This window comes from Neobacillus sp. NPDC093127, from assembly GCF_044754175.1.
GTDB lineage: Bacteria > Bacillota > Bacilli > Bacillales > Cytobacillaceae > Neobacillus.
Genome location: NZ_JBIVOP010000015.1, coordinates 111385 through 135677, shown reverse-complemented (window position 1 = coordinate 135677; position 24293 = coordinate 111385). Strand labels below are relative to the sequence as shown.

At 38.0% G+C, this 24293-nt stretch carries 28 protein-coding genes, 8 tRNA genes, 1 rRNA gene and 3 pseudogenes; 37 read left to right on the top strand and 3 right to left on the bottom strand.

From position 1 onward, the window contains the following. From rrf to glmS, 16 genes are all read left to right on the top strand, one after another. Positions 1-93: ribosomal RNA gene (gene rrf, locus ACIQCO_RS19905) — 5S ribosomal RNA — on the top strand; the annotation flags it as partial. A 9-nt stretch (positions 94-102) separates the two neighbouring features. Further along, positions 103-177 (top strand) — tRNA-Asn (locus ACIQCO_RS19900). A 28-nt stretch (positions 178-205) separates the two neighbouring features. After that, a tRNA-Thr gene (locus ACIQCO_RS19895) sits at positions 206-278 on the top strand. A gap of 19 nt (positions 279-297) precedes the next feature. After that, positions 298-372: transfer RNA gene (locus tag ACIQCO_RS19890), tRNA-Glu, on the top strand. A 3-nt stretch (positions 373-375) separates the two neighbouring features. Continuing rightward, positions 376-451: transfer RNA gene (locus tag ACIQCO_RS19885), tRNA-Val, on the top strand. A gap of 21 nt (positions 452-472) precedes the next feature. Next, positions 473-545, top strand: a tRNA-Thr gene (locus tag ACIQCO_RS19880). A gap of 21 nt (positions 546-566) precedes the next feature. After that, positions 567-651: transfer RNA gene (locus tag ACIQCO_RS19875), tRNA-Tyr, on the top strand. A gap of 40 nt (positions 652-691) precedes the next feature. Beyond that, a tRNA-Gln gene (locus ACIQCO_RS19870) sits at positions 692-766 on the top strand. Position 767: 1 nt separating this feature from the next. Further along, positions 768-840 (top strand) — tRNA-Lys (locus ACIQCO_RS19865). A 475-nt stretch (positions 841-1315) separates the two neighbouring features. Continuing rightward, positions 1316-2215, top strand: coding sequence for an arginase (gene rocF, locus ACIQCO_RS19860; protein WP_400431530.1), 900 nt, complete (start codon positions 1316-1318; stop codon positions 2213-2215). 406 nt (positions 2216-2621) lie between these two features. Then, positions 2622-3185 (top strand): RNA polymerase sigma factor SigW, encoded by a 564-nt coding sequence (gene sigW, locus ACIQCO_RS19855; protein WP_400431527.1) that lies wholly within the window; start codon positions 2622-2624, stop codon positions 3183-3185. Between the two features lie 18 nt (positions 3186-3203). After that, positions 3204-3827: a zf-HC2 domain-containing protein gene (locus ACIQCO_RS19850; RefSeq protein WP_400431524.1), complete on the top strand. Its 624-nt coding sequence runs from the start codon at positions 3204-3206 to the stop codon at positions 3825-3827. 132 nt (positions 3828-3959) lie between these two features. After that, complete coding sequence (cdaA, locus tag ACIQCO_RS19845) at positions 3960-4787, top strand: diadenylate cyclase CdaA (RefSeq protein ID WP_400431521.1); 828 nt, start codon at positions 3960-3962, stop codon at positions 4785-4787. Next, positions 4780-6015 carry a CdaR family protein gene (locus ACIQCO_RS19840; protein WP_400431519.1) on the top strand — a complete coding sequence of 412 codons (1236 nt, stop codon included), beginning with the start codon at positions 4780-4782 and terminating at the stop codon, positions 6013-6015. Before cdaA ends, ACIQCO_RS19840 begins: the two co-directional genes overlap by 8 nt. A gap of 36 nt (positions 6016-6051) precedes the next feature. Beyond that, entirely contained in the window at positions 6052-7401 is a 1350-nt protein-coding gene (glmM, locus tag ACIQCO_RS19835) for a phosphoglucosamine mutase (protein ID WP_400431516.1), read from the top strand. Positions 7402-7874: 473 nt separating this feature from the next. Beyond that, positions 7875-9677 carry a glutamine--fructose-6-phosphate transaminase (isomerizing) gene (gene glmS / locus ACIQCO_RS19830; protein ID WP_400431513.1) on the top strand — a complete coding sequence of 601 codons (1803 nt, stop codon included), beginning with the start codon at positions 7875-7877 and terminating at the stop codon, positions 9675-9677. Between the two features lie 472 nt (positions 9678-10149). On the opposite strand, the gene ACIQCO_RS19825 is transcribed toward glmS, so the two are convergent. After that, complete coding sequence (locus ACIQCO_RS19825; RefSeq protein WP_400431510.1) at positions 10150-11025, bottom strand: LysR family transcriptional regulator; 876 nt, start codon at positions 11023-11025, stop codon at positions 10150-10152. Between the two features lie 120 nt (positions 11026-11145). On the opposite strand from ACIQCO_RS19825, the gene ACIQCO_RS19820 reads away from it, so the two are divergent. Together ACIQCO_RS19820 and ACIQCO_RS19815 are read left to right on the top strand one after the other, a co-directional pair. Then, complete coding sequence (locus tag ACIQCO_RS19820; protein WP_400431508.1) at positions 11146-11268, top strand: hypothetical protein; 123 nt, start codon at positions 11146-11148, stop codon at positions 11266-11268. Positions 11269-11303: 35 nt separating this feature from the next. Continuing rightward, entirely contained in the window at positions 11304-11882 is a 579-nt protein-coding gene (locus ACIQCO_RS19815; RefSeq protein ID WP_400431505.1) for a DapH/DapD/GlmU-related protein, read from the top strand. A gap of 265 nt (positions 11883-12147) precedes the next feature. On the opposite strand, the gene ACIQCO_RS19810 is transcribed toward ACIQCO_RS19815, so the two are convergent. After that, a complete protein-coding gene (locus ACIQCO_RS19810; RefSeq protein ID WP_400431502.1) occupies positions 12148-12309 on the bottom strand; it encodes a hypothetical protein in 162 nt (53 codons plus the stop codon). Here ACIQCO_RS19810 and ACIQCO_RS19805 point away from each other — a divergent pair. From ACIQCO_RS19805 to ACIQCO_RS19720, 18 genes and pseudogenes are all read left to right on the top strand, one after another. Next, positions 12284-12595, top strand: a pseudogene (locus tag ACIQCO_RS19805) (TetR/AcrR family transcriptional regulator); the annotation flags it as partial. The gene ACIQCO_RS19810 and the pseudogene ACIQCO_RS19805 sit on opposite strands and share 26 nt — an antisense overlap. A gap of 39 nt (positions 12596-12634) precedes the next feature. After that, a pseudogene (locus tag ACIQCO_RS19800) lies at positions 12635-12925 on the top strand (YhgE/Pip domain-containing protein); the annotation flags it as partial. 231 nt (positions 12926-13156) lie between these two features. Further along, the gene (locus tag ACIQCO_RS19795; protein ID WP_400431499.1) at positions 13157-13420 is read left to right on the top strand and encodes a metal-sensitive transcriptional regulator; all 264 of its coding nucleotides are present in this window, start codon (positions 13157-13159) and stop codon (positions 13418-13420) included. A gap of 84 nt (positions 13421-13504) precedes the next feature. After that, the gene (locus ACIQCO_RS19790; protein WP_400431496.1) at positions 13505-13984 is read left to right on the top strand and encodes a DsrE/DsrF/DrsH-like family protein; all 480 of its coding nucleotides are present in this window, start codon (positions 13505-13507) and stop codon (positions 13982-13984) included. A gap of 70 nt (positions 13985-14054) precedes the next feature. After that, positions 14055-14630 carry a sulfurtransferase TusA family protein gene (locus tag ACIQCO_RS19785; RefSeq protein WP_400431493.1) on the top strand — a complete coding sequence of 192 codons (576 nt, stop codon included), beginning with the start codon at positions 14055-14057 and terminating at the stop codon, positions 14628-14630. Between the two features lie 60 nt (positions 14631-14690). Next, entirely contained in the window at positions 14691-15818 is a 1128-nt protein-coding gene (locus ACIQCO_RS19780; protein ID WP_400431490.1) for an MBL fold metallo-hydrolase, read from the top strand. A 25-nt stretch (positions 15819-15843) separates the two neighbouring features. Continuing rightward, positions 15844-16071, top strand: a complete 228-nt coding sequence (locus ACIQCO_RS19775) for a sulfurtransferase TusA family protein (protein ID WP_400431487.1) — start codon at positions 15844-15846, stop codon at positions 16069-16071. 48 nt (positions 16072-16119) lie between these two features. After that, entirely contained in the window at positions 16120-16905 is a 786-nt protein-coding gene (locus ACIQCO_RS19770; RefSeq protein WP_400431484.1) for a sulfite exporter TauE/SafE family protein, read from the top strand. Positions 16906-17063: 158 nt separating this feature from the next. Continuing rightward, positions 17064-17462: a VOC family protein gene (locus ACIQCO_RS19765; protein ID WP_066092428.1), complete on the top strand. Its 399-nt coding sequence runs from the start codon at positions 17064-17066 to the stop codon at positions 17460-17462. Between the two features lie 192 nt (positions 17463-17654). Next, a complete protein-coding gene (locus ACIQCO_RS19760) occupies positions 17655-18077 on the top strand; it encodes a MarR family winged helix-turn-helix transcriptional regulator (protein ID WP_400431480.1) in 423 nt (140 codons plus the stop codon). Positions 18078-18259: 182 nt separating this feature from the next. Continuing rightward, positions 18260-19198, top strand: coding sequence for a ring-cleaving dioxygenase (locus tag ACIQCO_RS19755; RefSeq protein ID WP_400431477.1), 939 nt, complete (start codon positions 18260-18262; stop codon positions 19196-19198). 23 nt (positions 19199-19221) lie between these two features. Further along, the gene (locus tag ACIQCO_RS19750; RefSeq protein ID WP_400431474.1) at positions 19222-19830 is read left to right on the top strand and encodes a flavin reductase family protein; all 609 of its coding nucleotides are present in this window, start codon (positions 19222-19224) and stop codon (positions 19828-19830) included. A gap of 31 nt (positions 19831-19861) precedes the next feature. Further along, positions 19862-20476: an alpha/beta hydrolase gene (locus ACIQCO_RS19745; RefSeq protein WP_400431542.1), complete on the top strand. Its 615-nt coding sequence runs from the start codon at positions 19862-19864 to the stop codon at positions 20474-20476. Positions 20477-20523: 47 nt separating this feature from the next. Then, entirely contained in the window at positions 20524-21189 is a 666-nt protein-coding gene (gene wrbA, locus ACIQCO_RS19740) for an NAD(P)H:quinone oxidoreductase (protein ID WP_400431471.1), read from the top strand. 246 nt (positions 21190-21435) lie between these two features. Beyond that, positions 21436-22149, top strand: a complete 714-nt coding sequence (locus tag ACIQCO_RS19735) for a pirin family protein (RefSeq protein ID WP_400431468.1) — start codon at positions 21436-21438, stop codon at positions 22147-22149. Further along, positions 22149-22424, top strand: a complete 276-nt coding sequence (locus ACIQCO_RS19730) for a hypothetical protein (RefSeq protein WP_400431465.1) — start codon at positions 22149-22151, stop codon at positions 22422-22424. Before ACIQCO_RS19735 ends, ACIQCO_RS19730 begins: the two co-directional genes overlap by 1 nt. 49 nt (positions 22425-22473) lie before the next feature. Continuing rightward, positions 22474-22653, top strand: a complete 180-nt coding sequence (locus tag ACIQCO_RS19725; protein WP_400431462.1) for a hypothetical protein — start codon at positions 22474-22476, stop codon at positions 22651-22653. Between the two features lie 25 nt (positions 22654-22678). Then, positions 22679-22780: pseudogene (locus tag ACIQCO_RS19720) on the top strand (NAD(P)H:quinone oxidoreductase, type IV); the annotation flags it as partial. A 117-nt stretch (positions 22781-22897) separates the two neighbouring features. Here the strand turns inward: ACIQCO_RS19720 and ACIQCO_RS19715 are convergent. Further along, the gene (locus tag ACIQCO_RS19715) at positions 22898-23623 is read right to left on the bottom strand and encodes a hydrolase (protein ID WP_400431459.1); all 726 of its coding nucleotides are present in this window, start codon (positions 23621-23623) and stop codon (positions 22898-22900) included. 176 nt (positions 23624-23799) lie between these two features. Here ACIQCO_RS19715 and ACIQCO_RS19710 point away from each other — a divergent pair, with 176 nt between their 5' ends. Then, positions 23800-24285, top strand: coding sequence for a CBO0543 family protein (locus ACIQCO_RS19710; protein WP_400431456.1), 486 nt, complete (start codon positions 23800-23802; stop codon positions 24283-24285). Positions 24286-24293: the final 8 nt, after the last annotated feature.

Sequence of the window (24293 nt, the reverse complement as noted above, 5' to 3'; positions counted from 1 at the left end):
ACACCCGTTCCCATACCGAACACGGAAGTTAAGCTTCTCAGCGCCGATGGTAGTTGGGGCAGGCGCCCCTGTGAGAGTAGGACGCTGCCAGGCTGATATTGTTCCGCAGTAGCTCAGTGGTAGAGCTATCGGCTGTTAACCGATCGGTCGTAGGTTCGAGTCCTACCTGCGGAGCCATTTTTATTACATCAAGAAATTCAGCTATGCTTCCATAGCTCAGTAGGTAGAGCACTTCCATGGTAAGGAAGAGGTCAGCGGTTCGAGCCCGCTTGGAAGCTTACCTATTTTAATAATTATGGCCCCTTGGTCAAGCGGTTAAGACACCGCCCTTTCACGGCGGTAACACGGGTTCGAATCCCGTAGGGGTCACCATTTGGAGGATTAGCTCAGCTGGGAGAGCATCTGCCTTACAAGCAGAGGGTCGGCGGTTCGATCCCGTCATCCTCCACCATAATAATCTTATGTTAACTGTGCCGGGGTAGCTCAATTGGTAGAGCAACTGACTTGTAATCAGTAGGTTGGGGGTTCAAGTCCTCTCGCCGGCACCTTGTTTTTTTATTGAATATGGAGGGGTAGCGAAGTGGCTAAACGCGGCGGACTGTAAATCCGCTCCCTCCGGGTTCGGCGGTTCGAATCCGTCCCCCTCCACCATTCATATTTTAAAAAAAGTTGGACAAACTAATTGTAATATTGGGCTATAGCCAAGCGGTAAGGCATCGCACTTTGACTGCGACATGCGTTGGTTCAAATCCAGCTAGCCCAGCCATGAGCCATTAGCTCAGTTGGTAGAGCATCTGACTTTTAATCAGAGGGTCGAAGGTTCGAGTCCTTCATGGCTCATAAAAACCTAGGGATATTTATCCTTAGGTTTTTATTTTGCAAATTTTCGGATTTTTTTCTTTAGGACCTCTCTAATGGACATTTTTCCCGTCAAAAGAAGGATTTTGTCCAATAAAACCTTTCTAATGGACATTTTCTCGTCATAAAGGGAGATTTTGTCCAATAGAACCGCTATAATGGACATTTTCCCGTCATAGTGGGGAGATTTTGTCTAATAGAACCACTCTAATGGACATCTATCTGTCATAGCTGGGAGTTTTTGTCCAATAGCCTCCCTCGAATGGACATTTACCCCGCATCACGAAGGAGTATTGTCCAAGAATGCACCTCTCATAGATACTCCCCATATCACATATGAGTTCAGACTATGGGAACACGTCTACCCTAACGCATATATATACAGAACTTTGTCGAGTTGAGTCATATCTATGAAAGCGGTTAAAATAGTAGATATTAGGGTTGGGAGGAAATCACTATGAGCAAAAAATTATCGATTATTGGGATGCCGATGGATTTAGGACAAATGCGGCGCGGGGTTGATATGGGTCCGAGCGCCATTCGTTATGCAGGGATTAATGAACGACTTAAGCCACTATTTGATGATATCCACGATTTAGGTGATATACCAATTGGCAGGCCGGAAGTGGTCGTTGATAAAGAATCAAATTTAAGAAATTTAGATTTAGTTGCCGAAAAAAGTGAATTGCTTGCTAAAAAGGTAGATGAAGCTATTCAATCAGGATCATTTCCACTTGTACTCGGAGGAGACCACAGCATTGCGATTGGTACATTAGCAGGTGTTGCAAAACACTATAAGAATCTTGGTGTGATTTGGTATGATGCTCATGGTGATTTGAATACAGCCGAGACAAGCCCTTCTGGTAATATTCATGGGATGCCGTTAGCAGCCAGTATTGGATTAGGGCACCCAGCGTTAACAGAGATTGGCGGCTATTCTCCAAAAGTGAAGCCAGAAAATGTAGTTATTATTGGAGCAAGGTCGCTGGATGAAGGCGAGAGAATTTTAATTAAAGAAACAGGAATTAAAGTTTATACGATGCATGAAATTGACCGTTTGGGCATGGCAAAGGTGATGGAGGAAACAATTTCCTACTTTCAGGAAAGAACCGATGGCGTCCACCTTTCACTTGATTTGGATGGTTTAGATCCAAATGATGCACCAGGGGTTGGAACACCTGTTATCGGCGGCATCAGCTACAGGGAAAGCCATCTGGCTATGGAAATGCTCGAAGAAGCAAAAATCATAACATCAGCAGAATTTGTGGAAGTTAATCCAATCTTAGACGATAAGAATAAAACAGCGTCTATTGCTGTTGGATTAATGGGATCATTATTCGGTGAAAAATTATTATAAACAAGGCTTTGTTAAAGAATAAATGTTGATTTTGACCACAATGTTGATTGGAGTGGAAGGTGCGAGACTCCTGCGGGAGCAGCGGGACAGGTGAGACCCCGCAGGCGCTTTGGCGCCGAGGAGGCTCACCGCCCGCCCCGCGGAAAGCGAAGCGCCTGGAACGGAAATCAACATTCCCTTTTAACACAGCCATAAACAAAAAAGCAGCCGCTTCCATAAAAAGCAGCTGTTTTTTTTCCTAACCTCATAATAATTCCACTATAAGAAAATCTTCAAACTTATTATTTCACCACGTTAGTAAATATTTGTTAATATAAAAGGTGTTGATAAATTTTTCGTGTAAAGCGAAACCTTTTTGCTAGCGATTCGTATTATCGTATAGCAGCATTGGAGCTGAGGGAACTTAATGGAAGCTATTGTAAAAAAGAGAATTAAACAAGTCATTAAAGGTGATCAAGATGCCTTTGGTGAAATCGTTGAAATATATAAAAACAGTGTCTATCAGCTGTGTTTTAGAATGCTTGGGAACCGTCATGAGGCAGAGGATATGGCACAGGAAGCTTTTATCCGTGCTTATGTTAATATTCATACCTTTAACCAGGATTTAAAGTTTTCGACTTGGCTTTTTCGGATTGCGACCAATCTTTGTATTGATAGAATAAGAAAGAAGAAACCGGATTATTATTTAGATGCAGAAGTGGCTGGAACAGAGGGTTTAACGATGTATTCGCAGATTCCCGACAAAACGCCGCTGCCGGAAAATGAGGTAGAAAGTTTAGAGCTTCATGAAACAATCCAGATGGAAATATTAAAACTGCCTGAAAAATATCGATCCGCCATTGTACTAAAATATATTGAAGAGTTGTCCTTAAATGAAATTAGTGAAATTCTTGATTTACCTTTAGGAACAGTCAAAACAAGAATTCACCGCGGCCGGGAAGCTTTAAGACAACAATTACAATATGTGTGATAAGAGGTGAAACATAATATGTGTCCAGAACAAATCATCGAACTAATGCACGAATATTTAGACGAGGAAATCGAACCCGAAAAGGAACGAATATTAAGAGATCACCTCCAAACTTGTAAAGAGTGTGAAACCATTTTTAATGAATTAAAAAAGACGATTGCTTTTGTTAAAAGCATTTCACATATGCAGGCACCAGCAAATTTCACAGCTAATGTCCTTTCTCGATTACCAAAGGAAAAGAAGAAGGTTTGGATAGGGCGATGGCTGAAAAATCATCCAATGCTTGCCGCAGCCTCATTATTCTTCCTGTTAATGTTGGGAAGCATATTTACCACTTGGAATCAGGATCAGGAGTTTTCTGTAACGAAGCAAAAAAACTTGGTCGTAAAAAATAATACAGTCATTGTCCCTAAAGGGGAAACCGTCAAGGGTGATGTCATCGTTCGAAATGGGAAATTGGAAATTGAAGGTGAAATTAAAGGCAATGTAACGGTCATTAATGGAGAAAAATATCTGGCTTCTGCGGGCCATGTAACCGGTCAAATTGATGAAGTTAATGAGGTCTTCGACTGGGTTTGGTATCATATGAAGAGGACGGCACAAGAAGTCATTGATATCTTCGACCAGCCGGAAACCGAATAAAAGGCAAATCACTCATCTTTAATGAGTGATTTGTTTTTTTAAGGAGATAGATAATAAGTACATGGTGCATTTATGTTATAATGAATTAGTTGTATTCAATCTACGTTTTTAGAAAGTTACGGAGGAAAAACAATGCCGTTTGCTGATTTCACAATATGGAAGTATTTAGCTAGTATTGTTGATATTGTCCTCGTGTGGTATGTCATTTATAAGCTGATTAACGTGATAAAGGGAACCAAGGCCGTCCAGTTATTAAAAGGTATATTGGTCATTCTTCTTGTCAGAGTTGTCAGTGAGTTTCTCGGCTTACAAACGTTAAGCTGGATGATGGAGCAAGTGATAACATACGGGTTTCTTGCGATTATTATTATTTTTCAGCCTGAACTGCGTCGGGCCCTTGAGCAGTTAGGGAGGGGACGATTCTTTTCGAGAAGCAGTAATCCGGATGACGATGATCAGGAAAAAGCTGTTGAAGCGATCATAAAAGCAACCGATTATATGGCAAAGCGCCGAATTGGAGCTTTAATATCGATTGAAAGAGAAACGGGCATGAGCGATTACATAGAAACCGGTATCCAATTAAACTCGACCATTTCTTCGGAACTGTTGATTAATATTTTCATCCCGAACACACCGCTTCATGATGGTGCTGTGATTATTCAAAGAAATAATGTCGCGGCTGCAGCCTGCTATCTTCCGTTATCGGAAAGCCCATTTATCTCTAAGGAACTGGGGACAAGGCATCGGGCGGCATTAGGAATAAGTGAGGTCACTGATAGTGTAACCGTCGTCGTATCAGAGGAGACGGGAAATATCTCACTTACAAAGAATGGCGAACTTCATCGCGATGTAAATACAGAGGGATTGAGAGAATTACTGACAAGCGTATTATTAATCAATAACAAAACGAAACAGGCTTCTTCCGCTCGTTGGAACTGGAGGGGAAAGAATAATGGATAAATGGATGGATAATCCTTGGTTTATCAAAATCCTTGCCTTGTTATTAGCCGTGCTCTTATATTCTTCGGTACCACATACAGGCAAGAAGATTACAGATGTCTATGTACCGGGGGGACAATCGACCGCAACAATAACGGATGTTCCTGTAACAGTTTATTATGATGTGGAGAATTTAGTCGTGTCTGGAATTCCTAGCACAATCGATATAACCCTAAAAGGACCGAAAACCCACGTTCAGGCAGCCAAGGCATCAAAGAACTTCGAGGTTTATCTCGATTTGAAAAATGCAAAGATCGGCAAACAGAAAGTGAAACTAAAAATACGAGATTTATCTGATAAATTGTCTGCAACCCTAAGCCCAGACAGTGTGACCGTAACTGTTCAGGAGAAAATTACTAAGGAATTCAAAGTCGAGGCAGAGTTTAATTCTGGCCAGATAGAAGAGGGCTATTCCGCAGGGCAGCCTGTTGTAGAACCAAATAAAGTGAAAATTACCGGCGCTAAAAGTGTGATTGACCGAATTTCCTATGTAAAGGCCACCATTGATGGGAAAGGTAAACTGAAAGAATCCATTACTAAAGAAGCTCCAATCCAAGTTCTAGACAAAGATTTAAATAAGTTAAATGTCGTGGTGGAACCTAAGACAGTTAAGGTTACGATTCCTGTAAAAAGTATCACCAAGACCGTTCCGATTAATATTGTGAGAAAAGGAACAGCCCAAGAGGGTGTAACGATTCAATCGATAGAACTTGATACAAATGAAGCGACTATTATGGGACAAGAAGATGTGCTGAAGGCGACGGAAAATGTCCGGGTAGAAGTAGATATTAGTAAAATTACCGAGAATACAACCCTTACTTTACCTGTAATCATCTCAAATGGGATTACCAAGGTCAGCCCGCAAACGGTAAAAGTAACTGTGGTTGTCAATGTCAATAAGCAGGATGAGAAGACCTTATCGGATATTCCAGTAAAAATTCAGGGATTATCCGAAGATTATCTAGCGGAGATAAATGACCCGGAAAATCAGTTGATAAATTTATTAATAAATGGTCCAACCGCAGCATTAAGCTCTTTGAAGCCTGATGACTTTTCAGTCTATATTGATCTGTCTAGTCTATCGGAGGGGGACCATGAAGTAAATATTCAGGTAGAAGGTCCGCCAAATGTAAAGTGGAAACCTGATAAAGCAAAGGCGAAAATTACAATTTCAAAAAATAATGCCTAATATCCAGCAATTTATATTGAAGGAGAGATTTTTATAATGGGAAAATATTTCGGTACCGATGGGGTGCGAGGAGTAGCAAATAGCGAATTAACCCCTGAGTTAGCCTTTAAATTAGGCCGTTTTGGCGGATATGTGTTAACGAAAGATAAGAATCGTCCAAAGGTATTAATCGGCCGTGACACGCGGATATCCGGACATATGCTGGAAGGGGCTCTTGTGGCAGGATTGCTGTCGATTGGGGCAGAAGTCATGCGCCTCGGAGTGATATCAACTCCTGGTGTCGCTTATTTGACCAAAGCGTTAGGAGCCCAGGCAGGCGTAATGATTTCAGCCTCACATAATCCAGTTGCCGATAATGGGATTAAATTTTTTGGCTCTGATGGCTTTAAGCTTTCCGATGAGCAAGAGGACGAAATCGAGGAACTAATCGACATGCCAGAGGATCAGTTGCCTCGTCCAACCGGTGAAGACCTTGGACAGGTAATGGATTACTTTGAAGGCGGGCAAAAGTATCTGCAATACTTGAAAAATACCGTTGAGGAAGACTTCTCGGGTATCCATATTGCATTGGATTGTGCACACGGAGCAACGTCTTCGCTTGCAACGCATTTATTCGCTGATTTGGATGCAGACCTGTCAACAATGGGGGCCTCACCAAACGGATTAAATATCAATGCTGGTGTTGGTTCGACCCATCCTGAAGCTCTTGCTGCCATGATGAAGGAAAAGGGGGCCGATGTCGGACTTTCCTTTGACGGCGATGGCGACCGTTTGATTGCCATTGATGAAAAAGGAAATATTGTCGATGGCGATCAAATCCTTTATATTTGCGGCAAATACATGAAAGAAAACGGCCGTTTAAAGCAAAGCACGATTGTTTCAACTGTCATGAGCAACCTTGGTTTTTATAAAGCGCTTGAGAATCATGCCATCCATAGCGTACCAACAGCTGTTGGTGACCGTTATGTTGTAGAAGAAATGAAGAAAAATGGTTATAATCTCGGCGGCGAACAATCTGGCCATATCATTTTCTTGGACTATAACACTACAGGTGACGGCTTATTAACGGGGCTGCAATTAGTTAATATTATGAAGGCTACTGGAAAGACGTTGTCAGAGCTTGCTGGCGAAATGAAAAAATTTCCGCAAAAGCTAGTGAATGTGAAAGTAACAGATAAGCATCATGTGACCGATAACCCTCGAGTAAAAGAGGTTATTGATCAGGTAGAAACGGAAATGGCCGGAAACGGGAGAATCCTTGTCCGCCCATCAGGAACAGAACCGCTTGTCCGCGTGATGGCAGAGGCTTCAACGGAAGAACTATGTGAATCCTATGTGAACCGCATCGTCACAGTTGTGAAAGAGGAAATGGAATTAAAAGAATAATCATTTCTCAAATATGCATAAGGGAACGATTTCAATCCCTTATGCATATTTTATTGTGTATGGTTTTTGAACAAATTTTTAACATTTATCTTTTTTGTTGACGGACGACTGGCATATCATGTAGTATTAATTTGCTTTGTTTCTTTAAAGCATTTTAGAAAGGATTCTTTGAAAGGAGGGTAGCAGGAGGAATCAGTATTTAAAAGCGCCTGAACTAATCCAGAGACGGTTTGATTAGTTGACGAGGTGGAGGTTTATCGAAAATTCGGCGGATACCTCCCGGTTGGAGACGCACAACCGAAAATTTCTTCTTTAAAACATAGAGGCAACTCTGTGCACAAAGAGAAGGAAATGCGCATACTAAACATAATGTTTTAACAGGTATAGACAGATACCTTACAAAAAAACAGAGATAAGGGGGCAAGTACGCCCTCAGAAGCACCTTGCCCCCTGTATCAGGGAGGACACAAAAAATGTGTGGAATTGTTGGATATATTGGTCAAGACGACTCGAAAGAGATTTTACTAAAAGGTTTAGAAAAACTAGAATATAGAGGCTATGATTCGGCAGGTATTGCTCTTAAAAACGAAAACGGCGTTCATGTCTTTAAAGAAAAAGGCCGTATTGCGGATTTACGCGAAATTGTTAATGGGGATGTAATGGCAAACATCGGGATTGGGCATACACGCTGGGCAACACACGGGGTTCCAAGCAAAGTAAACTCCCATCCCCATCAAAGTGCATCTGGCCGTTTTACGCTTGTGCATAACGGTGTCATCGAGAACTATGACCTTTTAAAGCGTGAATTTTTAACAGATGTTACTTTCGTAAGTGAAACAGATACAGAAGTCATTGTGCAGATGATTGAGTTATTTGTTCAGGAAGGCTTAGAGGTTTTAGAAGCGTTCCGTAAAACACTGACACTTTTACATGGATCTTACGCCCTTGCGCTTTTAGATGCACAGGACGATGAAACCATCTATGTGGCAAAAAATAAAAGCCCGCTTCTTGTTGGCCTAGGTAACGATTTTAATGTTGTTGCTAGTGACGCAATGGCAATGATTCAAGTCACGAATCAGTACCTGGAACTAGTGGACAAGGAAATTGTTCTTGTTACAAAGAATGATGTAACCATCCAAAATCTAAACGGTGATATCATTAGCCGTGCGCCATATACAGCTGAACTTGATGCAAGTGACATCGAAAAAGGTACGTACCCTCACTATATGTTAAAAGAAATTGATGAGCAGCCGCTTGTAATGCGTAAGATCATTCAAATGTATCAAAATGAGCAAGGGGAATTAACAATTGACCCTGAAATCATTAGTGCCATGAACGTGTCTGATCGTGTATATATAATTGCTGCTGGAACTTCTTATCATGCTGGTCTTGTTGGCAAGCAGTTCATTGAAAGCATTGCGAAACTTCCTGTTGAAGTTCACATTGCCAGTGAATTTGTTTACAATATGCCGCTTTTAACGAAGAAGCCGTTGTTTATCTTCATCTCTCAAAGCGGAGAAACTGCTGACAGCCGTGCGGTTCTTGTGAAAGTAAAAGAAATGGGTTACCCTACGTTAACGATTACCAATGTTCCTGGATCGACTTTATCCCGTGAAGCGGATCATACACTCTTGCTGCATGCCGGTCCTGAAATTGCAGTTGCCTCTTCAAAGGCATATACAGCGCAGTTAGCTGTGTTAGCTATTTTAGCGGAAGTCACTGCGAAGAGCCAAAATATTCGTGTTGATTTTGACCTTGTGCATGAGTTGGGGATTATCGCCAATGCCATGGAAGTTCTCTGTGATTCAAAAGAGTTATTTGAGCACATTTCAAGAGAATTTTTATCAGTAACACGTAACGCCTTCTTCATTGGCCGTGGTGTTGACTACTATGTAAGCTTAGAGGGTGCCCTAAAGCTAAAAGAAATTTCTTATATCCAAGCGGAAGGTTTTGCCGGCGGAGAATTAAAGCACGGTACTATCGCTTTAATTGAAGAAGGGACACCAGTAATTGCTCTAGCTACTCAGGAAAGCGTCAACTTAAGTATTCGCGGAAATGTTAAAGAAGTCGTTGCCCGCGGAGCAAACCCTTGCATCATTTCAATGAAGGGTCTAAATATGGACGAAGACAGCTTCGTCATCCCAGAAGTACATGAAATATTAACACCGCTTATCTCTGTCATACCATTGCAATTAATTGCTTACTACGCAGCCCTACACCGCGATTGCGACGTCGACAAACCACGTAATCTTGCGAAGTCGGTGACTGTAGAGTAAGAAGGTAAAACAATATAGGATTTTTGTTTCTATAAAATTAAGTTGGTCAATCAACTAAAACGAGATCTCCCTATCAAGGGAGGTCTTGTTTTTATTTTCAAAAAGATACTGACGAACTAATTATTTGACATATCAAATGATTCTTTACATTTTTAAACAACAGTTCCATGATTTGTGATGAAATTTTATGAAGAAACCATAAAATAAAAATATAATATGAAGAGGAATGTTATGGGAGAGAAATTGAACGCTGCAGTTTTCATTGATTATGAAAACGTACATTTAAACAGTGGCATTGTTAGATAGGAATTTTGAATAATCTATCAAGGTTCCAAAAAAATAAAAAAACCTGAATCGATTTCTATTAAGACTCAGGTTTTTTGCGCTAGTAAATAGAGCACTCATTTTTGTGTTAAAGAATCGGCCTTTCCCAAGAGCCTCCTGTTTACGTAAAGTTAAGAAAAATAAAGTGTTAAATACACTCTCTAAGATAATTTAAAAAAATCTTTGCTGCACTAGAAAATGTTTGATGTTTTTTCCAAAGTATATTTAACCCGGCTTCCAACCTTGGCTGTAATGGTCGAAAGCAAAGCTCACTTTCCTCGGAAGTGTTAGCAATCTTATCAATACACAACGCATATCCTATACCTTCTTTTACCATTAAAGTTGAGTTATAAAGCAAATTATATGTACCTATAACATTTAAGTTTTCAATCGCTTCCCCAAACCATCCTGATAATTCATTACTAACTGCTGTTTGTCTCGAACTGATCAGAGGTTTATTTAGTAAATCTTTTGGTTGGATAAAAGGTTTTTCTGCCAATGGACTGTCCTTGCGCATAAGGACGCCCCAAACATCAGTAGCGGGTAGCTTTAAATAATCATATTTTTGTTTATCTGCTGGTTCAATAACAATACCAAAATCTAATAGCCCACTTTCTAATTTGGTTGCAATGTCATCTGCGTTTCCGCTGTATAAATGAAATTTAATATTAGGATGATGAGAAACAAGTTTTTTAATGGCCTTTGCAATAAACTGCATCGCTTCTGTTTCTCCACCCCCAATATAAATTTCTCCACTAATAATTTCTGATTGTTGATTAAAGTTAGCTTCTGTTCTATCTACTAAATCAACAATTTCTTTTGCACGTTCTAGTAAAAATATTCCTTCATCTGTCAAAGTGATTTTCCGATTTCCTCTAATAAACAAAGTAGCCCCAAGTTCTTCTTCAAGGTTATTTAATTGTCGTGATAATGTAGGTTGCGATAAATGTAGCGAATTGGCTGCAGCAGATATATTTTCTTGCGTTGCTACAGCAATAAAGTAGCGTAACACACGTATGTCCAAAAAACGCATCTCCCTCATATGCCTATTTGTTATATGAATGTATCCAATATAGGTATTTGTTATCTTTATAGTACCATTCTATAATAAAATTATTCAAATCAATATTAGATTGAATAAAGTATGATTCGAAAAGCCACGGAGTTAGCCAATGGATTATTTTTAACTTCTAGTAGTTTAAGGACAACGTTCGGAGCTGGGATGGCTGGAATAATCATTGAACAAATTGGAACGAAATATATTTAATTTTTTTTAGTTAAAAGTGAAAGGGAAGAATTAAAATGGAATTAGAAAAACTTTTATCAAAAATGGAAACTGAAGGTGTGCTTCATGGTGGTTCAGAAGTCTATGAGGCAATGACCGCAGTATCAGGTGAAACAAGACTTCTTTGTGGACAGTTGAATAATGGCGTTTATACAGATGAGCAGATTAGGCAACAAGTTTCTCACATTATTGGTCAAGAATTGGATGAAGGTTTTTCTTTGTTTTTACCGTTTACATCAGACTTCGGAAAGAACATTAAAATTGGGAAAAATGTATTTATTAATTCTGGATGCCGGTTTCAAGATCAAGGCCAAATCGTCATCGGAGACCATAGTTTAATCGGTCATAATGTTGTTTTTGCAACAATAAATCATGATTTTAATCCAATAAATAGAAGTACCCTGTATTTGAAACCAATTGTATTGAAGGAGAGAACATGGATTGGTTCTAATTCAACGATTCTTCCTGGTGTTACAGTTGGTGAAAATTCAATTGTTGCAGCTGGGTCAGTAGTTACTAAAGATGTCAAACCTAATACAATTGTCGGCGGAAATCCCGCAAGAGTTATAGCAAATTTAGAGGATAAACTAAAATAATAATTATAGAAGTGAAGAGGCTTAGAGCAGAAAGGGTTTAAGGGGAAGGAAAGGAGGCAGGGAAGAACTTTTTTTCAGAAATGCTATCTGGTAAGTACTTCCCTTGATTGGCCAAAAATTTATGTGATGTATAAACATTATGATTTTGTTAATCATTTTATATAGGTTAATAATTGAGCAAAATTTCCCTCGTTAAATCTTTTAAATTATTGTTTTTTATAAGAACTGCACTTTATTACTTGTAAATACATATGACATGGTCATTCTACTTTGTATATTTTGTAGTCGTAAAATAAGATTCCCCTAGAATTTCCTTCACCTGATAACAATCTGGTGAAATCTCTTTTTCAATAAAAGAGGTAACATCTGATTGTTCAACATCGTACATCACTTCAATTTCTTTTGAAAATATTTTTAAAGCAATCACAAATTTTCAAAAGTCATTATCCAATCGTTGCCATAGAGGATATGAAGATACTATTGCTCGGATCATTAGGGAACAGCTTGAAATCATTTTTTATAAAATGTTATTAAAACAACGTCCAACTGAAGATGAGCAAGCTTTAAAGGTTACTGCTGTCATATTAAGTTGGGGAATTTACGGGGCTTCTGTAGAATGGAGAAGAAATAGTAAGGAGGTACTACCGGAGGAATTCATTAAATCAGCAATTCCGTATCTAATGTCTGGAATTGATTTTGGATCTAATTTGTAGCTGTCACTTTCCGCAATGTATTAACCTCTAAGGTTTTTTATTAAGGGTATCGGCGTCTTTGCCTTATTGTTATTCTTCGGGGGACCAATACTTGCAATGGCACCTGAAATGATGTCTCCATTTTATCGGGATTGGATTTATTCTTGGCTACCAATGCGATTTATGGTAGACGGTCTTCGAAAATTATTCTTCTTTGGAGAAGGCTTAACCTGGAACACTCCAATTTCTGTCCTTGTTTGGATTGGATTAGCAGGCATGATTGTCATACTTGGTACTGCTTTAAAACGTAATAAAGTGAAGGAAGTAGTATCGGATTCTCGAAATATGTAAAAATATTGTTAACTTAACTTTAGAAGAAGACATTGAATGGAAAAGTTGTTGCCCTGTTTACCAATAAAGCCGTTTCTCTATAGGGAAACGGCTTTATTAGTGATGTTTGTGAAAAATGTACATGAACAAAAATTAGATGGTTGACAATATACCCTTATGGGTATACTATAGAACTCGTCAATGATTTTCCTTTCTTCTAAGGAAGTATAAATGGTTAAAGGAGGTAAAAACATGGAATATAATGATCAAGTTAAAAATAGAGTTAAACGTATTGAAGGACAGATAAGAGGAATTTTGAGAATGATGGATGAAAACAAGGACTGCAAAGAAGTGATCACCCAGCTGTCTGCAGCTAGAACCGCTATTGATCGTACCATTGGAGTAATTGTAAGTTCCAATTTAGTGGATTGTGTTCAGAAAGCTAATGACCAAGGGGAAAAAAGCATGGAAGAGTTAGTACAAGAAGCCGTTAATTTACTAGTGAAAAGTCGATAAAAAAGGCTGACAACCTTTTTTATTTTTAATAATAAAAATACCCATACTGGTATAGGTTTAAAAATTACATTCAGGAGGTTCAACATGACAGAAAAGAAAAAAACCACAATTGTTTTATTTAGTGGAGATTATGATAAAGCAATGGCTGCTTATATTATCGCAAATGGCGCAGCTGCTTATGATCATGAAGTAACGATTTTTCATACGTTTTGGGGATTAAATACTCTTCGAAAAGATGACAATATTCCAGTGAGAAAAGGCTTTATGGAAAAAATGTTTGGAAAAATGATGCCAAGAGGTGCCGATAAAATGGGACTTTCTAAAATGAATTTTGCTGGATTCGGTCCTAAAATGATTAAGGATATTATGAAAAAGCACAACGCCATGCCATTACCTCAATTAATCGAAATGGCTCAAGAGCAGGATGTAAAACTAGTTGCATGTACCATGACAATGGATTTGCTGGGTCTTAAGCAAGAAGAGTTATTGGATAATATTGAATATGCAGGAGTAGCTGCCTATTTAGCTGATGCAGAAGAAGGTAATGTTAATCTGTTTATATAGGAGGGTAAAGTTGAATAAATTTTTTTAAAATAAATTATACCTATATGGGTATCTAAACAGGAGGATTATGATGAATAAAATAAGTGCCAACGTCATTTTAGATGCAAAAGGATTAGCATGTCCGATGCCTATTGTAAAAACAAAAAAGGCTATGAATAACCTAGAATCAGGCCAGGTATTAGAAGTTCAAGCAACAGATAAGGGGTCCAAAGCGGACATGAAGGCATGGGCTGAAAGCACAGGACATCAATATTTAGGGACAATTGAAGAAGACGAAGTGCTAAAGCATTATCTTCGCAAAACTTCAAATGATGAATCAACTGAAAAAAAGCACCCAAATATTATCACTAATGAAGATCTAGAGAAAAAGTTCCAAGCAAATGAAAACATGGTCATTATCGATGTTAGAGAAGCAGCAGAATATGCTTTTAACCATGTTCCTGCCGCTATCTCCATTCCACTAGGTGAATTGGAAGAGAGAGTAACTGAATTAAACAAAGAAGATGAAATCTTTGTGATATGTCGTACAGGCAGTCGCAGCGATCTTACTGCACAAAAATTAACGGAAAAGGGATTTATGAATGTATTCAATGTAGTACCAGGCATGAGTCAATGGATTGGGAAAGCAACTGGTATTAATAAATAACGGAGATTTTAAATCAGCAAATTTTTTTAAATATCATAATACCATAGGGGGTAATTAAAAGTGACCATAAAAGGAATAACTTCAAAAGTGGTGACGAAAAAGGTATTTAATAAAGAAGAACTGTTTATTCTTGATGTTCGTAATGAAAGTGACTTTAAAGATTGGAAAATCGAAGGAGAAAACTTTGAGTATTTAAACATTCCTTATTTCGAATTGCTTGATGGTGTAGAAGAAATCATGGGTAAAATTCCTACTGATAAAGAGGTTTTAGTGGTTTGCGCTAAAGAAGGTTCTTCAATTATGGTAGCTGAAATGCTTTCTGAAGAGGGTTTATCAGTATCTTACCTTGAAGGCGGAATGAAAGCGTGGAGTGAGCATTTGGAGCCGGTAAAAGTTGGCGATTTAAATGATGGCGGGGAAATTTTTCAGTTTGTACGAATTGGTAAGGGCTGTTTATCCTACATGGTGGTTTCCAATGGTGAGGCTGCGCTTATTGATGCAACACGTATGACTGATACCTACCTTGATTTTGCCGAAAGCATCGGCGCAAAAATTACACATGTATTTGATACGCACCTTCATGCGGATCATATTTCGGGAGGACGTAAAATTGCTGAAAAAACTGATGCAGCCTACTGGCTGCCGCCAAAGGATGCAACAGAAGTAACCTTTGATTACCGGCCATTAGTTGACAGTAATGACGTAACAATCGGAAATGCTGTTATCAATATTCACGCATTGTATTCTCCAGGTCACACCATCGGCTCTACTTCCTTTGTAGTAGATAAAAAGTTCCTGCTTTCAGGTGATATTTTATTCATTGATTCAATTGGAAGACCTGACCTAGCAGGTATGGCGGAAGATTGGGTTGGAGATTTAAGAGAAACTCTATATAAACGTTACAGGGAATTGTCAGAAGAACTTATTGTCCTACCAGCCCATTTTATGATTATTGACGAGCTAAATGATAATGGTAGTGTATCAGAAAAATTAGGCACATTGTTCACAAAAAATCACGGACTCAATATTGAAGATGAAAATGAATTTAGAAAAATAGTAACTGAAAACTTACCACCGCAGCCAAATGCGTATCAAGAAATTCGCGAAACGAATATGGGGAAAATAAACCCCGACTTAGATAAACAACGAGAGATGGAAATCGGACCAAACCGTTGTGCGGTCCGTTAATCGTAAAATAGGAGGAAATATAGAAATGGAATCAACAAAAGTATTAGATGCCAAGGGTTTAGCTTGTCCAATGCCGATTGTGAAAACAAAAAAAGCGATTGGAGACCTTGAACCAGGTCAAATATTGGAGGTCCATACAACTGATAAAGGGGCGAAAAATGACCTAACAGCCTGGTCTAAATCGGGTGGACATGAGCTATTAAAATATGAAGAAGAAAACGGCGTATTAAAATTTTGGATTCAAAAGGGTTGATAATAAGGGGGAATCAGTGAAGGTTCCCTTTTTTAAAAGGAGGACATCATGGATATTAGCTTTATGATTACGATCTTCCTAATTGGATTTGTAGGGTCATTTATTTCAGGGATGTTAGGAATAGGCGGCGCCATCATAAACTTCCCAATGTTGTTATATATTCCAGTCATGCTGGGTGTAGGTCATTTTACAGCACATGAGGTTTCAGGCATTACAGCCATCCAAGTTTTCTTTGCGACAATTGGTGGTGTCCTGGCTTACCGTAAAGGTGGATTTTTAAATAAAAAACTCATTACCTACATGGGAATAAGTATCTTGCTTGGGAGCTTTATTGGGGGATTCAGTTCCACACATATGCCGGAAAGTGTAATTAATGTCGTTTATGGAATTTTAGCATTAATTGCTGTTATTATGATGTTTGTTCCAAAAAGGGGGATTGATAATATTCCGCTAGAACAAGTCGAATTTAATAAATGGCTTGCCGCAATCTTTGCGTTCATCGTAGGGATTGGAGCTGGTATTGTAGGTGCGGGAGGCGCATTCCTTTTAGTACCAATTATGCTTACCGTGTTAAAAATACCTACTAGAATGACAATTGCCTCTTCCTTAGCTATTACACTTATATCATCGATTGGAGCCGTTACCGGAAAGATTTCAACTGGGCAAGTGGAGATTCTCCCTTCTCTCATCATGGTTGTTGCCAGTTTGATAGCATCACCGATAGGAGCCAATGCTGGAAAAAGAATTAATACGAAAGTTTTGCAAGTCATTATGGGAATAATAATTTTAGCTGCAGCAGTGAAAACATGGATGGAAATTTTAAAACTTAATTAAAAGTTCAGTAATTGCCTCTATTATCCTTATATTTCAAATAGACCCGTTTCTGTTTAGCCAAATTTCCCAGTATACTGTGAATTTTTTATGGTAACATTACATTGTGGAAAATCTTCCTTTAACTAAAGGTCAGTTTAATGGATAGGAGTAGATTTATAATGGAAAAGGTAACACCATTCTTAATGTTTCAAGACGGTAAGGCAGAGAAAGCGATGAATTATTACACATCCCTCATTGAGGACTCAGCAATTACAAGTATTGTTCGATATGGTGCGAATGAAAGTGGGGATGAAGGAACTGTGATGCACGCAACTTTTACCTTAAAAGGACAAGAATTTATGTGCATTGACAGTAATGTAAAGCATCAGTTTTCCTTTACACCGTCGTTCTCAATCTATCTTACCTGTCATACTGAAGAGGAACTTGACAACCTTTATCAAAAACTAATTGAAGGTGGACAAGCACTGATGCCTTTAGGCGATTATGGTTTCAGTAAAAAATTCGGTTGGGTAAATGACCGCTTCGGAGTTTCGTGGCAATTAAATCTTCCTAAATAAAAATGAATAACTTACTGTTTACCTGCTGATACCAGAAATTTTCTATTTATAAACGCCCCCCATGTTCACGGGGGCTTCTCTTCAATAAGGTTAGTGAAATATAAAATGGTTATTGACAAATATAAATATAAGTATTATCATTATCTCATATTCAAGATACTTTAATTCAAGATTATCAGGGGGGTGAAATAAATGGAGAATAAATGCAACAATTTGCCCTTTTTGGAATTAATGCAAACATCTAAAGCAATTCATGATCGAATAAAGGTAGAAATGGCTAAAAACAAGTTGAGTATTACGGAATTTTCTGTTTTAGAAGTTCTATATCAAAAAGGGAAACAGACGATTCAAAAAATTGGGAATTGCATATTAATCTCAAGTGGTTCAATGACCTATGTTATAGATAAGCTAGAACAAAGAGGTTTAATAAGTCGAAATGCCTGTCCAGAAGATCGCCGAGTTATACATGTGATATTAACTGATGACGGAAAGCAATTGATGGAGGAAATCATGCCGAAATATCATGAGTTAGTAGATAGTATGTTTGATTCATTAAATTCTAATGAGGCAGAGACTTTGGTACATCTTTTGAAAAAAGTAAGGAATAAGGTTTAAACTTGCATTTTTTTTAAAGTGATGTCTCGAATTCAAGATAATATTCATTTACTATTGAAAAAATATTGGTTTATTTATCATTCGTAAATTAACACTAATTTTATGAGACTTTAATTTTATTAGTAGGAACAAAATAAGCTAAAGAGTTTCATTTTGAATTTACATGAAATGGAGTGAAAAAAATGAGTAAGAAAATAATGGGTATCCACCATATCACAGCAATTGTGGGGCATCCACAAGAGAATGTTGATTTTTATGCAGGTGTACTGGGTTTGCGATTAGTAAAACAAACAGTCAATTTTGATGATCCAGGTACCTATCATCTTTATTTCGGTAATGAAGGTGGAAAGCCAGGAACCATCATTACATTCTTTCCATGGGCAGGAGCCCGCCAAGGAATCATTGGAGACGGTCAAGTAGGTGTCACTTCTTATGTAGTTCCGAAAGGTGCCATGGGATTTTGGGAGAATAGACTAGAAAAGTTCAACATTCCTTTTACTAAAATGGAACGCTTTGGAGAACAATTTTTGGAATTTGATGACCCACATGGACTTCACTTGGAAATTGTAGAAAGAGAAGCAGGGGAAGTAAATACCTGGACTTTCGGAGAGGTAACACCTGAAGTTGCCATCAAAGGCTTTGGGGGAGCAACTCTTTTATCAACACAACCTAACAAAACGGCCGAATTGTTGGAAACAGTAATGGGACTTGAATTAGTAGGCAAAGAAGGAGATTTAGCGCGTTTCCGTTCCACTGCTGATATTGGAAATATTATCGACATTAAATTAACTCCAAATGGACGTGGAAGAATGGGCGTGGGCACCGTTCACCACATCGCATGGCGGGCAATTGATGATCAAGATCAATTGGATTGGCAAAAATACGTGGCATCCAAAGGGTATGGTGTTACTCCTGTACAGGATAGGAACTACTTTAATGCCATTTACTTCAGAGAACATGGGGAAATTCTATTTGAAATTGCAACTGATCCTCCAGGATTTGCTCATGATGAATCTCAAGAGACAATGGGTGAAAAATTGATGCTGCCAGAACAGTATGAACAACATAGAGGACAGTTAGAACGAGCTTTGCTTCCGTTTGAAGTAAGAAACCTAGACTGATCACACGAAAAGGAATGTTTTCTTTGCTTTCAATTGATCCAGCCTCATTGTCTGAAAGAGAAAATTATAAATTTCTAATAGGAAGCATTATACCTAGACCAATTGCTTTCGTCACAACGATTTCAAAAGACGGCGTATTAAATGGTGCACCATTTAGTTATTTTAATATCGTGTCATCCAATCCCCCAATGATTTCATTATCAATTCAACGCTCAGAGGGGAGACAAAAGGATACAGCAAGAAACGTTATAGAATCGAGGCAATTTGTAGTTCATATCGTGGATGAACAAAATGTTGGAAAAATTAATAAAACAGCTGCAAACCTTCCACCAGAGGTGAGTGAGATTGAGTTAGCAAACTTAACTCCAGTAGAAAGTGTGAAAATTTCAGTTCCTGGCGTTAAGGAAGCGAAAATCAGAATGGAATGTTCTTTGGAGCATTCCTTAGAATTGGGAGGCTCGGGTACTCCAGGGTGTGACCTGATTATAGGAAAAGTTGTTCAATTTCATATAGAAAGCGATATTTATGAAAATGGAAGAATTGACCCTAGGGGCTTAGCGGCTGTAAGTCGTTTGGCTGGAAATAATTACGCCAAAATTGGTGAAGTTTTTGAAATAGAAAGACCTAAATAGTTCCTAATAAACCTATTTTCGGGGGAGATAAATAATGAAACATATATTTAATAAAGGCCAAGATCCAAAAAAACCAACTTTATTATTGCTTCATGGTACTGGCGGCAATGAATTAGACCTGCTGCCACTTGCAGGAATGATTGATGATGAGGCAAATGTATTAAGCGTCCGTGGGAATGTATTAGAAAATGGGATGCCCCGGTTTTTCCGCAGATTAGCAGAAGGTGTCTTTGATGAAGAAGATCTAATTTTTCGAACAAAAGAATTAAATGAGTTTCTTGATGAAGCAGCAGAAAAGTATGGCTTCGACCGAGATAATATTATCGCAATTGGATACTCAAATGGAGCGAATATAGCAGCAAGTTTATTATTCCATTATCAAAACGCATTAAAGGGTGCGATCCTTCATCATCCAATGGTACCGAGAAAAGGAATGGATCTTCCTGACTTATCAGGTAAGTCTGTGTTTATTGCTGCTGGGACAAATGATCCGATCTGTTCGCCAATGGAATCGGCTGAATTACAATCTTTATTGGAAAAGGCTAATGCAAACGTAGAACTTCATTGGGAGGACCGAGGCCATCAATTAACAATGCAAGAAGTCGAAGCAGCTGCGACTTGGTATCGTAAGGTAATGATCAAATAGAATATAGGTTAATTATAAATGAAGAAATAATAGGATGGTGTATTATTATGGGATTCTTATCCAAATTATTTGGAAATTCATCTGATAAGGAGACAGAAAAAATGACTAATGTAAAATTAGCAGTGATTTATTACAGCATGGGTGGAACAAACTACCAATTAGCAAAATGGGCTGAAGAGGGTGCAAAAGAAGCTGGTGCAGAGGTAAAAGTATTAAAAGTGCCTGAACTAGCACCAAAATCAGCTATTGAAGGAAATCCTGCTTGGAAAGCTACAGTTGAAAAAACAAAGGATGTACCAGAGGTTAAATTAGAAGACCTAGAATGGGCAGATGCCATTATTTTCAGTGTACCAACTCGCTTTGGTAATATGCCATCACAAATGAAGCAATTCCTAGATACAACGGGCGGTCTTTGGTTTAATGGAAAGCTAGTGAATAAGGTTGTAAGTGCAATGGCTTCGGCTCAAAACCCTCACGGCGGTCAAGAGGCGACCATTTTATCACTTTATACGACTATGTATCACTGGGGTGCAATTGTTGCTGCTCCTGGATATACTGATCCAGTTACATTTGGTGCAGGTGGTAATCCATATGGAACAAGTGTTACAGTTGGTCAAGATGGAAAAATGATTGAAGATGTACAGGCAGCGGTTAAACACCAAGCAAAACGTACAGTTACAGTTGCTGAATGGGTTAAAAAAGCAAATCAATAAATAGTTAGAAGCTAATCGAAACTTTCGATTAGCATAACAATTAAATCTTAAGCAATCAGGACTTTTCCGAGTTCTTAACCAAAGAATATGAAATGATCTCTAGCAGAAGTAAGTAAAAGTTGGAGCATATAGCGGGAGAAATCCGGTTATATATTCCAACTTTTGTTGTTTTGGAAGAAAGAATTAATGACTAATTAATAATGCTGGAAAACCTTTAAATAAATTTAAGCTAAGGAGTGGAGAAAGTTGATTGAACTTTATCCTGCAGGTAAACGCTACACTGTAAAAAATGATTGGCTGGAGAGTAATCTAGGTTTTTCCTTTGGTGAATATTATGATCCTTCCAATATCCAATTTGGTCCGTTACGTGTCTTTAACGACGACACCGTTCAGCCGGGAAAAGGCTTTGGGATTCATCCACATCGAGAAGCAGAAATTGTTTCTATTGTATTGAAGGGACAGCTTAAACATGAAGATAACTTGGGGAATTCCGGAATTATTAGTCGTGGAAACATCCAGCGTATAAGTGCTGGAACTGGTGTGCTTCATTCCGAATTTAACGCGTCCAATCAGGAAGAAGTCCAATTCTTACAGTTATGGTTTTTACCGAATGAAAAGAAGCTAATACCGTCCTATGAAGACATTTCATATGATATTGAACAATTACATAATCACTTATTACCGGTAATATCCCGTACAAGCTCTGATCGGGTGGCAAAAATCCATCAAGATTTAACCCTTTATTTATCAAAGCTAGAAGAAAAGAAGACACTTAACTTTCGACAGGAAGCAGGCAGGAAGATTTATGTCTTTAATATAGAGGGAGAAATATCAATAAATAAGGATTCCATTTTAAAGCCCCGGGACGCAGCTCGGATCACTGACACCCATGAAATTACCATTCACGGAAATAAAGATAGTTTCTTTTTATTAATTGATTTACCTGGAGGCGAATTTTAATGTTAATGATTCGTCATTCCATAGGCAGCCGATTGCTATGTCAAACTAATATATACACTATTGAAAAAAAAGACCACCATTGGCTGATCTCGCTGCCTGTTGATGTGGAAACTGCTTCGAGAATTTTGGATTTTCAGGATGAGTTAAATATCTTTGAAGTAAAGGAAAACGAAAAGATCTGGTATTACTCCTCTGAAGCACAAATAAATTTCCAATCCGAGGAAAAAGAATTGGTAATCCTTGCTGATCATAAAACTGTCTATCCGACTCAATGAAAGAAGTTGCATCAATAGAAAAACCCTCATATTTTTCAACGAGATTCGAATGAAAATTGGTTTAAGTTTTACTAATTTGTATTTCTTAATCGGGATATCAATTAAAAGTGAAGGAAATAATAAGCAGGGGAAAAATGAAAATTTAACAAGTAAGGAGAAAAACAAAACAATGCCAAATTCAAAAGCAACAAGAGGCAATATTGACGCAACTCTAGAGGTTATTGAATAATATAGATTCGGAAGTTTGTACGGGCTCTGCACAAAACCCTCATGGTGGCAAGGAAGTCACAATTTTATCATTATATACAACGATGCATCATTGGGGAGCTATTATTGCAGCACCAGGATATACAAATCAATAATTTTTTAATAAAAAACTAATCTGAACTTCGATTAGTTTTTCTATTTTTATCCAAAGAATTTTTTAATACTAAACTAATAATGGTCTTTAGCAAAATGATTAATCCCTTTTCTTACGTAAAAGTCCCAAACATCTCATTAGCATATATAACTCCCAATCCGTAAGCACCTCCGTGCTGCCTAACAATATCGAGTGTCCCATTGTAGGTTTCTTTAAGAGCCCAATCACGTTGTAACTCAAGCAAATATTGCAGCCAAGTGATTGGGTGTGCTCCAGCTTGTGTCATACGTATAACGGCCATATCGTGGGACTCTTTAGTTACTCCACCAGAAGCATCCGAAACAAAATACACTTCATACCCATCAGAGATAGCGCTCAGAACCGGTTCAAGCAAACACACCTCTGTCCAAAGACCGGCGATGACTATTTTTCGTTTTCCATATTCTTTGATTTCTCTTACTACTCTTGGATAATCCCATGAGTTCATCGTTGTTCGGTCAATAGGTTTTTGGTCAGGAAAGACTGATTGGATTTCTGGTAATATTTTACCGCTGAAAGTTGCCGCGGCTATTGTTGTCAATATAGTAGGGATATTGAATAATTTCGCGGTTTTTGCTAATCCGGCGATATTGTTGCGTAGGTCTGCAATATCATGTGATTGGACTGAAAAAACCATTTGCGGTTGATGGTCGGTTAATATCAGAATATGGTCAGTCGGAGTAAGCAAATTCTGAGAAAGGCGGCCTGTTGTGGTACTCTTTGACCTTCCAGGGGCTGCGGAAGGAATACCATAAAACTGGTTTCTACAAATTGGGCACCAATAAACAACAGGATTCATGTTAATACCTCCAATTATTTTTGGGACTATAAAATTAAATTCATCAAAGTATATGCATAAAGACAATAAGGAGTGAATTACTCTTGCTAATATATCTTTCTAGCAATTTAGACTAGGTATAAATAAATTTTTTAAGGTAATTTTAAAAATAATAATGATAAAAAGGATGATATCTAATGGAGAAAAAGTTGTTAAATTTACTTACTGGTTTGTGTGTAGTTACCCTGCCATTCTTATTTAGAGGTTCAAAAATGAGAGAAAATCTTCTTATTTTCTTCTCGAAAGGGGTTCTTGCGACTCTGGTTGATGCTTATGTTGTCGGAACCAAAAGAATTGAATATCCAGTTCGTCCTTTAGGGAAAATTTTTAAAACTAACATTATTTATGACATGTTGTTTTTTCCTATTTTAAGTGTCATTTGGGTGAAAATGTCCTATAACGATAATTTTGGAAAAATCTTATTAAAAAGTTTGGTATTTAGTGTTCCGATGAGTATTGGTCAGTGGTATTTTGAAAAGAATTCTAGATTATTTAAATGGAAAAAATGGTCACCATTCCATACATTCGGTAGTGTGAGTTTTACTTTATTTACGATTAGAGGTTTGGTGGGATTAATAAAAAAGTTAGATGAAATAAAGGGTAATCAAAATATAACCGAATAATAAAGGTT